This is a genomic window from Marichromatium purpuratum 984, assembly GCF_000224005.2.
GTDB classification, from domain to species: domain Bacteria; phylum Pseudomonadota; class Gammaproteobacteria; order Chromatiales; family Chromatiaceae; genus Marichromatium; species Marichromatium purpuratum.
This window is the reverse complement of the sequence record NZ_CP007031.1, coordinates 2,419,610-2,433,727: the sequence shown is the minus strand read 5'-3', so window position 1 is coordinate 2,433,727 and position 14,118 is coordinate 2,419,610. Positions and strand designations below refer to the sequence as shown.

The window sequence follows — 14,118 nt, the reverse complement described above, 5'->3', positions numbered from 1 at the left end:
TGGTGGTGGAGGTTCGTTCGAGCGCGCAATCGTACTGCATTCGTGGGTCCGCTGGCATTATCCGAATGGCGAAAGACGACGGGGTGGAGGTGGGCGCGCGAGGCCTCATAATGAGTGCCGGTTGATGACATCAGTGGAGGGGCGGTTGACAGCGCACGACAGACAGCTCGATGAGCAGCGGTTTCGCATCGGTTCGGTGTCCCAGCTGACCGGGGTGCCGGCCGAGACCCTGAGGGTCTGGGAGCGGCGTTACGCGGTGGCCAGCCCGGCGCGCACGCCTTCCGGGGTCCGTCTCTACAGCGTCGAGGACGTCGCGCGCCTGACCCTGATCAAGCGCTTGGTCGATCGTGGCGACGCCATCGGCAGCGTGGCACGGCTCGATCTCGCTCAGTTGCGCGGACGTCTGCAGGGCCCGGACCTGCTCGAGCCGGCGATGCGTGCCCGCCTGCCGTGCCGGGTGATGGTGGTCGGCGCGGCGCTGGGCGAGCGGTTGCGCCTCGAGGGCGGCTTGCCCGAGGAGGTGGTGCTCGAGCGCGCCTTCGACACCGCTACGACCTTTCTCGCCGAACCGCTGGCGCTGTGTCCCGATGTCCTGGTGGTCGAGCAGCCGACCCTGCATCTCGATCAGCTCGACGATCTCCGGCGACTGCAGATGCATGCCGGCGCAGCACGTACCGTGGTGGTCTATGTGTTCTCCAGCAGCGCCACGCTGAGCCGGCTCGAGGCGCTGGGGATGATCGCGCGTCGCGCGCCCCTGACCACCGCCGAGCTGGCCCGTTGCTGTCTGTCGTTGCAGCCCGGGGCCGCGGTGGCCGGTCTCGATCCCGAACTCGGCTACGGGCCGCCGCCGCGGCGCTATTCCGACTCGGAGTTGATCGAGATCGCCGCCGCCTCGCATACCCGCTGCGAGTGTCCGCGTCATCTCGTCGACCTGATCCAGGCACTGGCCGCCTTCGAGCGTTACGGTGCCGAGTGCGAGAGTCGCAGCAGCGAGAACGCACTGCTCCACGCCGCGCTCTATCGCTCCACCGCGCACGCGCGCGCGATCCTTGAGAACACCCTGGCGCGCACGCTCGCGTTGCTGGCCGGCGACACCTGTGGTCAAGATAAGGACTGATCTGCGCCGCGGTTGCGGTTAAACTGACCGGCTTCCGTGCCACGCGGCCCGTCGCGTCCTCACGGGAGATTGTCGTGCGGGGCTTGCCGCCGCGCCGTGGGACGACGCCTCGCTCCCCGCCCGCGCCCGGGTCCGCCGGGTGCCCGCTGTCAACACCATTGGACCGTCTCGGACTCTAGCTATGATTTCGCTCCTGGACTATGGCGCCGGCAATGTCCGTAGCCTGCGCAACGCCATTCACGCCCTCGGCTTCTCACTCACCGAGATCGAACGCCCCGAGGACATCCTCAAGGCCGAACGCCTCATCTTCCCCGGCGTCGGCGCCTTCGGCGCGGCCATGGAGCGCCTGCACCGACTCGGCTATGTCGAGCCGCTGCGCGAATATCTCGCCGCCGGACGCCCCTATCTGGGGATCTGCATCGGTCTGCAGACCTTGTTCGAGGGCAGCGAGGAGTGTCCCGGGGTCGCCGGCCTGGGGCTGATCCCGGGGCAGGTGCGCCGCTTCGACGACAGCGAGCTGGCGGTGCCGCACATGGGCTGGAACGATGTGCGCGTCGAGCGCGACTCGCCGCTGTTCGCCGACTATGCCGGCGAGAAGTTCTATTTCGTCCACTCCTTCCGCGCCGAGCAGCGCGCCGAGAACGCCGACTGGGTGCTGGCGAGCAGCGACTACGGCAGCCCCTTCGTCAGCGCCGTGCAGCGCGGTCAGGTCGGCGCGGTGCAGTTCCACCCGGAGAAGAGCGGGGCGGCGGGGTTGCGGCTGTTGCGCCGTTTCCTCGCCGGTGATGCGGTACCCGAGACCCCGGCGGTGCGCGAGGCCGCGGCGGCGCCGACCAAGCTGGCGCGGCGCGTGATCGCCTGTCTCGACGTGCGTGCCAACGATGCCGGCGATCTGGTGGTGACCAAGGGCGATCAGTACGACGTGCGCGAGTCCGGCGCGGTGCGCAACCTCGGCAAGCCGGTGGAGCTGGCCGCGCGCTACTACGAGGAGGGCGCCGACGAGGTGACCTTCCTCAATATCACCGGTTTCCGCGACTTCCCGCTCGCCGACCAGCCGATGCTCGAGGTGCTCGAGCGCGCCTCGGAGCGGGTGTTCGTGCCGCTGACCATCGGCGGCGGCATCCGCGCCTTCTCCGACGCCGAGGGCACTCACTACTCGGCGCTCGACGTCGCCGACCGTTATTTCCGTGCCGGCGCCGACAAGGTCTCGATCGGCTCCGAGGCGGTGCACATCGCCGAGCAGGCGCTCGCGCGCGGTGGCAAGGGCGACGGCACCAGCGCCATCGAGCAGATCGCCGAGGTCTACGGCAATCAAGCGGTGGTGGTCTCGATCGATCCGCGCCGGGTCTATGTCGAGCGCCCCGAGGAGACCCGCCATCACACCGTCGAGACCGCCGAGGCCGGCCCCAACGGCGAGCGCTATTGCTGGTTCCAGTGCACCGTCAAGGGCGGGCGCGAGGGGCGCGACATCGATGCCGTGGAGCTGGCGCGAGTGTGCGAGCGCCTCGGTGCCGGTGAGATCCTGCTCAACTCGATCGACCGCGACGGCACCGGCGCCGGATTCGACCTCGAGCTGGTCGGTGCGGTACGCTCGGCTGTTCGCATCCCCGTCATCGCCTCCAGCGGCGCCGGCTGTGTCGAGCACTTTGCCGAGGTGTTCGAGCGCACCGGGGTCGAGGCCGCGCTCGCCGCCGGCATCTTCCACCGCCGCGAGGTCCCGATCGAAGCGGTGAAGAGTTATCTGCGCGAGCGCGGTCTCGAGACCCGGCTGCGCTGATCGACGGGGTGTGCGCATGGGTGTCGTCGCCAATGCGTGCACCCCGCTCCGGGGCGGTTTGCGAGTTGTCGTGGAGTGAGAATCGAGAGCCGAAAGAATCTTTTCTTGCTTTACCTAATACTTACGATTTATATAATTACGAAAGTCAATAGATCATAATTTCGTAAACTCCCACAGGTTTTTCTGGCCGTGGCAACGCTCCGCTCCCTGGCACGGCCCCTGGTCTGTCGGCCAGGCAGCGTGATTGTCGCGCACCTCGGCGCATCCCGGGCGCCGAATTGTCCAGACCGCCTTTCGCCGGAATCTCAAGTAGTAATATGGCAACCATCCTGACCGCAGTAGGATTCATGGCCGCGCTCGGCCTCATGCTCGCCCTGATGTTGGTGGTGGCGAACAGACGCTTCTATGTCTACGAGGATCCTCGTATCGATCAAGTCGAGGACCTGCTCCCCAAGGCCAATTGCGGCGCCTGTGGTGAAGCGGGTTGTCGCACCTTCGCCGAGTTGCTCGTCAAGGGCGAGGTCGAACCCGGCAAGTGCACGGTCAACGCCAAGGACACCAACCAGATCATCGCCGATTTCCTCGGCGTCTCCCTGGGTAATACCGAGAAGCGCGTGGCAAGGCTCGCCTGCGCCGGTGGTGACCACGTCGCCTACATCCGCGCCTCCTACGGCGGCATCTCCTCGTGTCGTGCTGCGGCCCTGGTCGGCGGTGGTGGCAAGGGCTGTTCCTGGGGCTGTCTGGGGATGGGCGACTGTGTCGAGGTGTGTCAGTTCGGCGCACTCTCGCTCGATGCCCATGGCCTGCCGGTGGTCGACGAGGACAAGTGCACCGCTTGTGGCGACTGTGTGACCGTCTGCCCCAAGGACCTGTTCAGCATCCACCCGGTCAGCCACCGGCTGTGGGTTGCTTGCAAGAGCCTGGACGCTGGTGATGAGGTCGAGCACCAGTGCGAGGTCGCCTGTACCGCTTGCGGCCGCTGTGTCCAGGACTCTCCCGAAGGACTGATCGAGATCCGCGACAACCTCGCCGTGCTCGATTACGACAAGAACGCGCTCGCCTCCAAGGTGGCGATCGAACGCTGTCCGACCGGGGCCATCGTCTGGCTCGAACCGGGTGGTGTCGTCACCAAGGGGCGCGATGCCCGCAAGGTCGTGCGCAAGGCGGCACTACCCATGGCTTGACTCGCGCATGGCCCGCGGCGATCGCACCGAGCTGCGCTCGCCGCCTCGCCTCCACATCATCAAGATCCAGGCCGCTCGATTCGGAGCGCAAGAATTCTGATCAAAACCCGCTTTGCGCACAGGCGTTCCGACGCCGGCGCCTCGGTGGTTCAACAATAGAGAAGGCCCATGTTCGGAAAGAAAGACGATAAGCAGTACAAGTATCCTGGCACCCGTATGGCGATGGACGGCAATACTGCCGTGATCATGTGCGAGCGCGAGGCATCCGATGCCGCTGGTGCCTATCCGATCACCCCTTCGACCCAGATGGGCGAATTCTGGGCCGAAGAGGTCGCCAAGGGGCATGTCAATGTCTCCGGGCAGCCGCTGATCTTCGTCGAGCCCGAGTCCGAGCACGCCGCCGCTGCGGTCACCGCCGGCATGTCGATGAGCGGGTTGCGCGCGGTCAACTTCTCCTCCGCGCAGGGCGTGGCCTTCATGCACGAGTCGCTCTACGCGGCCGTCGGCAAGCGCCTGCCCTATGTGCTCAACATCGGCGCACGTGCCATCACCAAGGCCAGTCTCAACGTGCACTGCGCGCACGATGACTACCACTGCATCGACGACACCGGTTTCTTCCAGGTCTTTGCCAAGAACGCCCAGGAAGCCGCTGACCTCAACCTGATCGCGCGCAAGGTCGCCGAACTCAGCCTGACCCCGGCCGCCGTCGGCCAGGATGGCTTCCTCACCACCCATCTGATCGAGCCGCTGCAGGTGCCCGAGCGCGCCCTGGTCGAGGAGTTCTGCGGTCGCCCCGACGACATCATCGAGTCGCCGACCCCGGCCCAGCGCCTCGCCTACGGCGCGACCCGCCGGCGCGTGCCGCTGGTGTGGGACGTCGACAACCCGGTCGCCTCGGGTACGGTGCAGAACCAGGACGCCTACATGCAGGCGGTCGCGGCGCAGCGCCCCTATTTCTTCGATCACATCGCCGAGATCACCGACCAGTGCATGGACGAGTTCTTTGAACTCACCGGCCGTCGCTATCACCGCGCCATGGGCTACCGCCTCGAGGACGCCGATTACGTGCTGCTCGGTCAGGGCAGCATGGTCACCCAGGCCGAGGCGGTGGCCGACTATCTGCGTGAGACTCGCGGCCTGAAGATCGGTGTGATCAACCTCACCATGTTCCGGCCCTTCCCGGGCGAGCTGATCGCCGCGATGATCCAGGGTAAGAAGGGCGTGGCGGTGCTCGAGCGTACCGATCAGCCGCTCGCCGAGGACCTGCCGATCATGCGCGAGGTGCGCGCGGCGCTGGCCAAGTCCCTCGAGAACGGCATGATCGAGAAGGGCGAGGCGGCACCTTACCCGGACTACCCGAGCTATGGTCGTGGCGAGATGCCGCGTCTCTACTCCGCCAGCTATGGCCTCGGCTCGCGCGACCTGCAGCCCGAGGGGCTGATCGCCGCGGTCGAGAACATGGTGCCGGGCGGCGCCCAGCGCAAGTTCTTCTATCTCTCGGTCGACTTCGTGCGCGATCCGGTCGACCCCAAGGACGAGATCCGCATCCAGAGCCTCAAGGACGCCTACCCGAACGTTGGCGAGCTGGCGCTGCGCGGCAGCGAGAACCCCAACCTGCTGCCCAAGGGCGCGGTGACGGTGCGCATGCACTCGGTCGGTGGCTGGGGTGCGGTGACCACCGGCAAGAACCTCGCCATGACGCTCTACGAGCTGCTCGGCTATGACATCCGCGCCAACCCCAAGTACGGCTCGGAGAAGAAGGGGCAGCCGACCACCTACTTCCTCTCGGCCGCGCCCGAGCCGATCCGGCTCAACTGTGAGTACACCTACGTCGACGTGGTGCTCTGCCCCGACCCGAACGTGTTCACCCACTCCAACCCGCTCGCCGGTCTCGATCGCAAGGGCAGCTTCGTCATCCAGGCGAGCCTCGACGATGCCGAGCAGGTGTGGGCGAGCTTCCCGGCGTCGGCGCGCAAGTTCATCGTCGACAACGAGATTCGCGTCTTCTTCATCGACGGCTTCAAGATCGCTCGCGAGGAGGCCTCCAATCCCGAGCTGCAGTTCCGCATGCAGGGTAACGCCTTCCAGGGTGCCTTCTTCGCCGCCTCGCCGCTGATGGAGCGCTCCGGGCTCGACGAGGCCGGGCTGTTTGCGGCCATCGAGGAGCAGCTGCGCGCCAAGTTCGGTGCCAAGGGCGAGCGCGTGGTGCAGGACAACCTGCGCATCGTGCGGCGTGGCTTCGACGAGATCGTCGAGATCGTCGACAAGCCGCTGGTCGCCGGCCAGCTGATGCCGCGTCAGGAGCCGGCGCTGCCGGTGATGCTCAAGGCCATGCCCGAGGGCGATGGCGGCATCAGCGATGTGCACCGCTTCTGGGAGCAGACCGGCTCCTTCTACGCCAGCGGTCAGGGCAACGACAACCTCGCCGACCCGCAGATGGCGCTGTCGCTGATGCCCGCAGCCAGCGGCGTCTATCGCGACATGACCCAGATCCGCTTCGAGTACCCCAAGTTCATCCCCGAGAACTGCACCGCCTGCGGTAACTGCTTCACCGTGTGTCCCGACAGCGCGCTGCCGGGTCTGGTCAACAGCGTCTCCGATATCTTCTCGGCGGCGATCCTGCGCGTCGAGCGCAGCATGCCCACCCAGCACCTGCGTCGCGAGAGCCGCAACGTCGAGAAGCGTCTGCGTGCGCTGATCAACATCAACGGCGAGGCGGCCGACCTGCGCCAGCTGATGGATCAGGCGATCCTCGAGGTGCTCGCCGAGTTCTCCGGCGAGGAGAGCCAGAAGGCCGCGCTGGAGCAGGAGTTCGGGCTGCTGATGCAGGCGCTCGGCGACTACCAGTTCGCCGTCACCAAGCCCTACTGGGGCAACCGCGAGAAGCAGCAGAAGGGCAGCGGCGGGCTGTTCAGCATCACCGTCAACCCCTATACCTGTAAGGGCTGCATGGAGTGTATCGACGTCTGTAACGACGGCGCCCTGGTCGCCGAGCCGCAGACCGACGAGAGCATCCGCCAGATGCAGGCGCGTTGGGACATGTGGCTCGATCTGCCGACCACCGACCCGGACTTCATCCGCATCGACGACCTCGACGACAAGGTCGGCGCACTCGAGACCCTGTTGCTCGACAAGACCAACTATCTGTCGATGGTCTCGGGCGACGGTTCGTGCATGGGCTGCGGCGAGAAGACCGCGCTGCACCTGTTCACCTCGACCGTCACCGCGCTGATGCAGCCGCGCGTCAAGCGTCATCTCGCCGAGCTCGACGACCTCATCAACCGTCTCGAGACCCATGTCCGGCTCAAGCTCGCCGAGAGCATGGACCTCAGCAACACCGCCGCCATCACCAAGGCGCTCGACGAGCACAAGGACAGCGACCTGACCCTCAGCGGCCTGACCTCGGAACTCGATCAGGGCAACGGCGCGCGTCCGGTCGACCCGGAGTGGCTGAAGTGGGTGACCGGTCTGCTCGACACCCTGCGTCAGCTCAAGGCGCAGTACACCAGCGCTCAGCCGCGCGCCAACATGGGTATCGTCAACGCCACCGGCTGTAGCTCGGTGTGGGGCGCGACCTTCCCCTACAGCCCCTATCCCTTCCCCTGGGCCAACCATCTGTTCCAGGACTCGCCGTCGATGGCGCTGGGTCTGTTCGAGGGCCACATGCGCAAGATGGGCGAGGGCTTCAAGGCCATCCGTCAGGCCCGCATGGAACTCGAGGGGCGCTACAACGCCGCCGATCCGGCCTGCGACCTGACCTACTTCGGCTGGAAGGACTTCAGCGACGAGGAGTGGCTGCTGTGCCCGCCGGTGGTCGCCGTCGGCGGTGACGGGGCGATGTACGACATCGGCTTCCAGAACCTCTCGCGCGCGCTGATGTCCGGCCACCCGGTCAAGATCATGGTGCTCGACACCCAGGTCTACTCCAACACCGGTGGTCAGGCCTGTACCTCGGGCTTCATCGGCCAGGTCGCGGACATGAGCCCCTACGGCAAGGCGTGGAAGGGCAAGACCGAGATCCGCAAGGAGATGGGTCTGATCGGCATGGCGCACCGCACCAGCTTCGTGCTCAACAGCTCGGCCTCGCACCTCACCCACCTGCTCGAGGGCTACATCGACGGTCTGAACTCGCGCCACCCGGCCCTGTTCAACGTCTACACCAGCTGTCAGCCCGAGCACGGCATCGGCGACGACATGTCCAACCGTCAGGGTCGCATGGCCGTCGAGTCGCGCGCCTACCCGCTGTTCCGCTATGACCCGGATGCCGGTTCGACCTTCGAGGAGTGCTGCTCGATCGAGGGCAACCCGCAGATCGAGCGCGACTGGATCAGCTGGAGCATCGACTACACCAACGAGGACGGCGAGCCGGCCAGCCTCGAGGTGCCGCTGACCTTCGCTGACTTCGCGCTCACCGAGGGCCGCTTCCGCAAGCACTTCCGCAAGGCACCGCCGGAGACCTGGAACGACTCCATGGTGCCGATGGCCGAGTTCCTCGAACTCGACGAGGACGATCGCGAGGGTCGCTTCCCCTACATCTGGGGCGTCGACGGCAAGAACCGCCTGATGCGCGTGCTGGTGTCGCAGGAGCTGGTGCTCAGCTGTGAGGAGCGCCAGCAGTTCTGGGCGCAGCTGCGCGGGCTCTGTGGCGAACTCAACCGCATCGACCTCGACCGCGTGCGCAACGAGGCCAAGGCCGACATGGCGCAGAAGCTCACCGCCAACCTGCTGGCGATGGCCGGCGGCGAGGGCGGTGGTATCAATGCGCTGATCGGCAACGGCAATGGCAACGGTGCCAACGGTCACGGTGCCAATGGTGCCAACGGTCATGGTGCCAACGGTGCCAATGGCGCCAACGGCAGCGCCGACTGGGAGCCGGTGTGGGTGGAGACGCCCGAGTGCACCGCCTGTGACGAGTGCGTCAACATCAACCCGTCGATCTTCCGCTACAACGCCGAGCGCAAGGCCGAGATCGTCGACCCCAAGGCCGGTCCGTTCAAGGACATCGTCAAGGCCGCCGAGAAGTGCAGCGCCGCGTGCATTCACCCCGGCACCCCGTGGAACCCGTCCGAGCCCGGCGTCGACAAGCTGGTCAAGCGTGCGGAGAAGTTCCAGTAAGTCGACCGCCCCTGGCCGCCCGGCGTCCTGACGCCGGGCCACGCTAGAGGAATGCGCACGCGGCGCCGCGTCAGGCGCCGCGTGCCCCCGTTCGCCAGACACCCTCGGGTGTCGATCACACAGCAGTACTGACGCATGGCTCTATTCAGCATCTTTCCACGCCGCAAGACCTTCGATCACGGGATCTATCCCGTCGAGCACAAGGAGCTGACGGCGGACAAGCCGATTCGACGCATGCCGTTTGCCCCGGAGCTGGTGATCCCGCTGGAGCAGCACAAAGGCAAGCCGGCCATCCCGACCGTGCGCGTTGGTCAGGAGGTGGTGCGTGGCGAGCCGATCGCCGAGGCCGATGGTCATGTCTCGGTGCCGATGCATGCCCCGGCCACCGGCGTGATCCGCGACATCGGGTTGGCTCCCACCGCCGCTGGCCCCAAGGCCCCGGCGATCTTCCTCAAGGTCTACCAGGCCGCCAGCCAGCGGGTGCTGTTCGACAGCGCCCCCGATCTGACGGCGATGTCGCGCGCCGAGCTCGTCGCTGCCGTGCAGCAGGCCGGTCTGGTCGGGCTCGGTGGCGCCGCCTTCCCCAGTCACGTCAAGCTCGTGCCCCCCGAGGGGCGCACCATCGAGACGGTGCTGGTCAATGGTTGCGAGTGCGAGCCCTATCTCACCTGTGACCACCGCATCATGCTCGAACAGACCGCGGCGCTGGTGCGCGGCATCCAGCTGGTGCTGCGTGCCACCGGCGCCGAGCGGGCCGTCATCGGTGTCGAGGACAACAAGCTTGATGCCGTCGAGCATCTGCGCCGCGAACTCCCCGCGGACCTGCCGATCACCGCCGAGGCGGTGCAGAGCAAGTACCCGCAGGGCGCCGAACGCATGCTCATCAAGAGCCTGACCGGGCGCGAGGTGCCGGTCGGCGGGTTGCCGGCCGATGTCGGCGTGGCCGTCTACAACGTCGGCACCCTGGCGCAGATGGGCGAGTTGCTGCCCAAGGGGCGGGGGCTGATCGAGCGCGTGGTCACGGTCAGTGGCCCCGGCATCGAGCGCCCCGGCAACTTCATGGTGCCGGTCGGCACCCCGGTGCGCTTCCTGCTCGAGCAGGTCGGGCTCAAGGAGAGCTTCGGCGAGGTGATCCTCGGCGGGCCGATGATGGGCATGGCGGTGGCCTCGCTCGACGTGCCGGTGACCAAGGCCGTCTCCGGGGTGGTGGTGCTCGAACGCGAGGATCTCGACCTGGCCGAGCGCAAGGTCTACCCCTGCATCAAGTGTGGCGCCTGCGTCGAGGCCTGCCCGATCTCGCTCAACCCCTCGGTGCTGGGCGAGCTGGCGCAGGTGCGCGATTATGCGGCGATGGCCGAGCACTATCACCTCGACCAGTGCTTCGAGTGCGGCTGCTGCGCCTATGTGTGTCCGTCGAACATCCCGCTGACCCAGTATTTCCGCATCGCCAAGGCGATCAACCGAGAGGACAAGTAGCAGGGGCGGGCGTCATGACCGTCTTCCGGCCCGTGCCACGCGGGCATGGAGGCGAGGGTTGGCGTCGCCCCGTGCCCCAGGACCTCCGTCGCCCCGGCCCCGGCCGGTGGCGTGCGGACCTCAGGATATTCCGACGCCCCGGCGTCGTTGCGGTTTCGAAAATCTATGGCTAAAGGCATCGAAATAAGAACATCGCCGCACCTCAAGAAGGTGTTGACGGTTGATCAGATCATGCGCTCGGTGGTGCTCGCGCTGCTGCCGGTGAGCGCCTTCGCCGTCTATCAGTTCGGCCTCAGCGTGCTGCTGCTGCTGATCACCACCACGGTGGTCGCGGTGGCCACCGAGTGGCTGTTCGCGCGTCTCTCGGGGCAGGGCAACACCGTCTCCGACTGGTCGGCAGTGATCACCGGGCTGCTGCTCGGGCTCACCCTGCCGCCGGGCTTCCCGCTGTGGATGGCCGCGGTCGCCGCCTTCGTCGGTATCGCCCTCGGCAAGGCGCTGTTCGGCGGGCTCGGCTACAACGTGATGAATCCGGCGCTGGTCGGACGCGCCTTCGTGCAGGCCGCCTTCCCGGTGGCGATCACCACCTGGACCCCGGCCTTCGCCCCGGAGCGTTTCTCCGAGCTGATCCCCTCGACCCTGACCCTGCCGTTCATGCAGCCGGTGCCGGTCGCCGACTGGATCGCCGGACTCGGGCTCGATGGTTGGAGCGGGGCGACGCCGCTGGCGTTGCAGAAGTTCCAGCAAATCGAGCTGCCGCTCGGCGAGGTGTTCTCCGGCACCATCGCCGGTTCTGCGGGCGAGACCTCGGCCGTGCTGATCCTGGTCTGCGGGCTGTGGCTGGCGTGGCGGCGGATGCTCGACTGGCGTATCCCGGCCTCGGTGATGGCCGGCGCCGTGCTCACCGCGCTGCCCTTCTGGCTGCTCGATCCCACGCTCTATCCCTCGCCCTGGTTCGTGCTCTGCTCGGGCGGGTTGATGCTCGGCGCCTGGTTCATGGCCAGCGACATGGTCGCCTCGCCGGTGACCGCGCGCGGGGCCATCATCTACGGCCTGTTCATCGGCGTGCTGACGGTGATCATCCGGCTCTTCGGCGGCCTCGTCGAAGGGGTGATGTACGCCATCCTGCTCGCCAATGCCCTCGGTCCGCTGATCTCGGGCTGGACCCAGCCGCGCGTCTACGGCGCCGGCTCGCGGCCCAAGGCATGAATCGCCGGCTCCAACCTCTATCGGGCATTGACTCATGACGATCGAACAACAGACCCAAACCCCGGCGCCGAGCACCCCGGCCTGGGCGATGCTGCGCACCCTCGGCGGCATCGCCATGCTCTCCGGGCTGCTGGTGGTGCTGGTCTATCAGTTCACCCTGCCGATCATCGCCGAGAACCAGCGGCGGATGACCGAGAAGGCGGTGTTCCACGTCCTCGACGGCGCGGTGGCCAAGCGCGACTTCGTGCTCACCGCCGAGGATGCGCTGGTGCCGGCGGGCGAGGGCGCCGAGGGCGTCCATCTCTACGCCGGTTACGATGCCGCGGGCGCACTCGTCGGCATTGCCTTCCCGGGCGCCGCGCGCGGCTACCAGGACGTCATCCAGTTCCTCTTCGGCTATGACCCCGCCTGTCAGTGCGTGATCGGCAGCAAGGTGTTGAAGTCGACCGAGACCCCGGGACTCGGCGACAAGATCTCCACCGATGCCGAGTATCTGAAGAACTTCGAGGCGCTGGACGCGCGGCTCGATGCCGCCGGGACGGCGCTCGCCAACCCCATCGTCCCGGTCAAGCACGGCACCAAGACCCAGCCCTGGCAGATCGACGCCATCTCCGGCGCGACCATCACCTCCAACGCCATGGCGCGCGCGGTCAACGACGCCGCCCAGCGGGTGGCACCGGCGGTGCAGCGCGAGCTGGCGCTCTTCTCCGAACCGAACCGTAGCGAGGGCCGATGAATGGCTGAACTGCCCAACCAACAAGAGAGCCTGTCGCTCGACACCTTCGTGCGCGGGCTGTGGGAAGAGAACCCGGTGTTCGTGATGCTGCTGGGCATGTGCCCGGTGCTGGCGGTGACCAACACCACGGTCAACGCCATCGCCATGGGTCTGGCCACCACCTTCGTGATGGTGTGCTCGAGCTTGCTGGTGTCGCTGCTGCGCAACTGGATCCCCAAGCAGGTGCGTATCGCCAGCTACATCGTCATCATCGCCACCTTCGTCACCATCGTCGATTATGCCATCCAGGCCATCAGCCTCGAGCTGTATGCCGCGCTCGGCGCCTTCATCCAGCTGATCGTGGCCAACTGCGTGATCCTCGGTCGCGCCGAGGCCTATGCCTCCAAGCAGCGGCTGCACACCACCCTGGTCAACAGCCTCGGCATGGGCGCGGGCTTCACCCTGGCGCTGCTCAGTCTCGGCACGGTGCGCGAGGTGCTCGGTAGCGGCACCATCCTCGGCATCCCGCTGTTCGGCGCCGACTTCCAGCCCTGGGTAGTGATGATCCTGCCCCCGGGCGGGTTCTTCGTCCTCGGTGCCTGGCTGTTGTTGTTCAACTGGCTGCGGTTGCGTAAGGAACGCAAGCTGCAGTCCGCCGCGGAGAGCGCATATGCACGCTGAACCCTTGTCGCTGATCTTTCTCAACGCCGCGGTCGTCAACAACTTCGTGCTGGCGCTGTTTCTCGGCATCTGTCCCTTCCTCGGCGTCTCGGCGAAGAAGGAGACGGCCTGGAACATGGGCCTGGCGACCATGTTCGTGATGCTGGTGAGTTCGGCCGCGGCCTATGGCATCAACTGGGTGCTCGGCGAGCTGCAGCTCGAGTTCCTGCGCCTGATCTGCTACATCGCGGTGATCGCCTCGGCGGTGCAGCTGGTGGAGATGTTCGTCAAGCGCTTCAGCCCGGCGCTGTTCCGCTCGCTCGGCATCTTCCTGCCGCTGATCACCACCAACTGCGCGATCCTCGGTCTGGCGCTGTTCCAGACCGCCAAGGAGTATGACTTCGCGCAAAGCCTGGTCTATGCCGTCGGCGCCGGCGTGGGCTTCACCCTGGCGCTGATGCTGATGGCCGGATTGCGCGAAAAGCTCGCCCTGGCGCGGGTGCCCCGGGTCAGCGAGGGCGCGGCGATGAGCCTGATGCTCGCCGGGCTGCTCTCGCTCGCCTTCATGGGTTTCGCCGGGTTGGGTGGCAGCCATGGCTAGGTTGTTGCTGGTCCCGGTGATCATCTTCGTCGTGCTTGCCGGCTGGGTCGGGGTGCAGCAGCTGTACGCACGCTTCGCGCGGCGTCATCCGCAGCTCGGCCCCTACCGCCCCGAGGGCGGTGGCTGCTCCTGTGGCAGCGGTCACTGCGAGGTCGAGGTGGCCGTGCCTGGCCCCGTGCACGGCGAGTGCAACGCCGATCGTCTCTGATCGGCGTCCCTCTCGCGACCCCGCGTGGGTCGCAGGACAGCGTTTAAGGAGCTGAC

General features: G+C 66.8%; 10 protein-coding genes. All 10 read left to right on the top strand.

All coding sequences use genetic code 11. The annotated features are described in order from the left end of the window. The first annotated feature begins 145 nt into the window (after positions 1-145). The 10 genes from MARPU_RS10575 (at position 146) to MARPU_RS10530 (ending at position 14,062) form a co-directional block, all read left to right on the top strand. Complete coding sequence (locus MARPU_RS10575; RefSeq protein WP_025275281.1) at positions 146-1,117, top strand: MerR family transcriptional regulator; 972 nt, start codon at positions 146-148, stop codon at positions 1,115-1,117. 181 nt (positions 1,118-1,298) lie between these two features. Then, positions 1,299-2,894, top strand: coding sequence for an imidazole glycerol phosphate synthase HisHF (locus MARPU_RS10570; protein WP_005223342.1), 1,596 nt, complete (start codon positions 1,299-1,301; stop codon positions 2,892-2,894). A 317-nt stretch (positions 2,895-3,211) separates the two neighbouring features. After that, positions 3,212-4,078, top strand: coding sequence for an RnfABCDGE type electron transport complex subunit B (locus MARPU_RS10565; RefSeq protein WP_025275280.1), 867 nt, complete (start codon positions 3,212-3,214; stop codon positions 4,076-4,078). Positions 4,079-4,246: 168 nt separating this feature from the next. After that, positions 4,247-9,193, top strand: coding sequence for a 2-oxoacid:acceptor oxidoreductase family protein (locus MARPU_RS10560; protein WP_005223345.1), 4,947 nt, complete (start codon positions 4,247-4,249; stop codon positions 9,191-9,193). Positions 9,194-9,328: 135 nt separating this feature from the next. Next, positions 9,329-10,669, top strand: coding sequence for an electron transport complex subunit RsxC (rsxC, locus tag MARPU_RS10555; protein ID WP_005223347.1), 1,341 nt, complete (start codon positions 9,329-9,331; stop codon positions 10,667-10,669). 165 nt (positions 10,670-10,834) lie between these two features. Then, on the top strand, positions 10,835-11,878 hold the full coding sequence (locus MARPU_RS10550) for an RnfABCDGE type electron transport complex subunit D (protein ID WP_005223349.1): 1,044 nt from the start codon (positions 10,835-10,837) through the stop codon (positions 11,876-11,878). A 34-nt stretch (positions 11,879-11,912) separates the two neighbouring features. Then, a complete protein-coding gene (locus tag MARPU_RS10545) occupies positions 11,913-12,614 on the top strand; it encodes an FMN-binding protein (RefSeq protein ID WP_005223351.1) in 702 nt (233 codons plus the stop codon). Continuing rightward, positions 12,615-13,274, top strand: a complete 660-nt coding sequence (gene rsxE, locus MARPU_RS10540) for an electron transport complex subunit RsxE (protein ID WP_005223353.1) — start codon at positions 12,615-12,617, stop codon at positions 13,272-13,274. Then, positions 13,264-13,854, top strand: a complete 591-nt coding sequence (locus tag MARPU_RS10535; protein ID WP_005223355.1) for an electron transport complex protein RnfA — start codon at positions 13,264-13,266, stop codon at positions 13,852-13,854. The genes rsxE and MARPU_RS10535 overlap by 11 nt, the downstream gene beginning before the upstream one ends. Further along, the gene (locus MARPU_RS10530) at positions 13,847-14,062 is read left to right on the top strand and encodes a hypothetical protein (RefSeq protein WP_005223357.1); all 216 of its coding nucleotides are present in this window, start codon (positions 13,847-13,849) and stop codon (positions 14,060-14,062) included. Before MARPU_RS10535 ends, MARPU_RS10530 begins: the two co-directional genes overlap by 8 nt. Positions 14,063-14,118: the final 56 nt, after the last annotated feature.